Source organism: Hyella patelloides LEGE 07179 (assembly GCF_900659865.1).
Classification (GTDB): Bacteria; Cyanobacteriota; Cyanobacteriia; order Cyanobacteriales; family Xenococcaceae; genus Hyella; species Hyella patelloides.
On sequence record NZ_LR214331.1, the window covers coordinates 1 to 1,130 of the forward strand.

The 1,130-nt window shown below is 34.9% G+C and carries 1 protein-coding gene; it reads left to right on the top strand.

The window, feature by feature from the left end; all coding sequences use genetic code 11:
- Nucleotides 1–426: 426 nt before the first annotated feature.
- The gene (locus H1P_RS33560; RefSeq protein ID WP_144875838.1) at nucleotides 427–1,041 is read left to right on the top strand and encodes a POTRA domain-containing protein; all 615 of its coding nucleotides are present in this window, start codon (nucleotides 427–429) and stop codon (nucleotides 1,039–1,041) included.
- Nucleotides 1,042–1,130: the final 89 nt, after the last annotated feature.

The window sequence follows — 1,130 nt, forward strand, 5'->3', positions numbered from 1 at the left end:
TTTTTGTCTCTGCCAAAATCTACCTTTCTATGGTAGTCAGTTGATGTGCTTTCAAACAACACTTATTATTTAATTCGCGAGTATTACTCGCGAATTAAGAATCTTTCTTATTTTTCTTTTTACCAAAATGGGATGCTCCCTACCCATGTAGATTGTTCTCATAATTGCAATCCCTCTAATATCAATTGGATCGAAGAATGTTATAAATAGTTAATAGCGATCGCTATGGAAGAAAACCTGGCTTCTGTTAAGTTCTTCAGCAGTATCGGAAACTAATCAAACCCCTCAGACGTAAATAATAGTTCCTTAAAGCCTCTGTTTTACTGTATTGTTTGATTTCGGACACTAAATAATTGTCGCTCTAAATATTTTATATAAATATCCAATTGCTAAGTTTGGTTAATTTTATTAACAACAAATGTTTAAATGAAGAAAATTTGTTTAAAGTCTGATTTTATAGGGTCTATCTTTGGCGTATTTAGCATAGTCTATTTGGCAAAATTTCTGCTTCCTTTAAATGCACAACCGTTACCCGACGATGAACTTCCTCCACAAGATACAATTCAACAGACAATCCCACCTAACACCGAGCCAATTCCCGAAACAGAACCTTCCTTCGAGAATGAAAAACCAACAATTTTTGTTCCTGGTGGTGTAGATTCTGCTCGATGCGAGTTTTCAGTTGATAAATCCATAACTAATTATAGAGATCGCTTTTTTATTAGAGATATTCAGATAATAGGCAATACAGTTTTACAGTCAGAAATAGACGAGATAGTTAAAGATTCTCAACTGAAATATCGTACCGCTACTTTTGAAGATTTGGTTTGTCTTCGTTCTCGAATTACCCAACTCTATTTAGAAAAAGGCTATGTAACCTCTGGCGCGTTTTTAGCAAATAATCAAGACCTTAGCAATGGTGTTGTAACGATACAGGTAGTAGAAGGTTCGCTAGAAGAGATTATTCTTACAGGATTAGATCGTCTTCAAGAAAGTTACATAACGGTACTTAAACAAAAATCAAGCCCAAATAAACCCTAAACTCGCTTTGTAAGCGACAAAAACGTCTAGATTATGATTGAGCCACTGAACAAAACGATAAGACATGGCTGTACGAAATGCTTCCAATG

Coding starts and splice junctions, on each gene's coding strand:
- H1P_RS33560 (WP_144875838.1), top strand. CDS start 427: ATGAAGAAAATTTGTTTAAAGTCTGATTTTATAGGGTCTATCTTTGGC.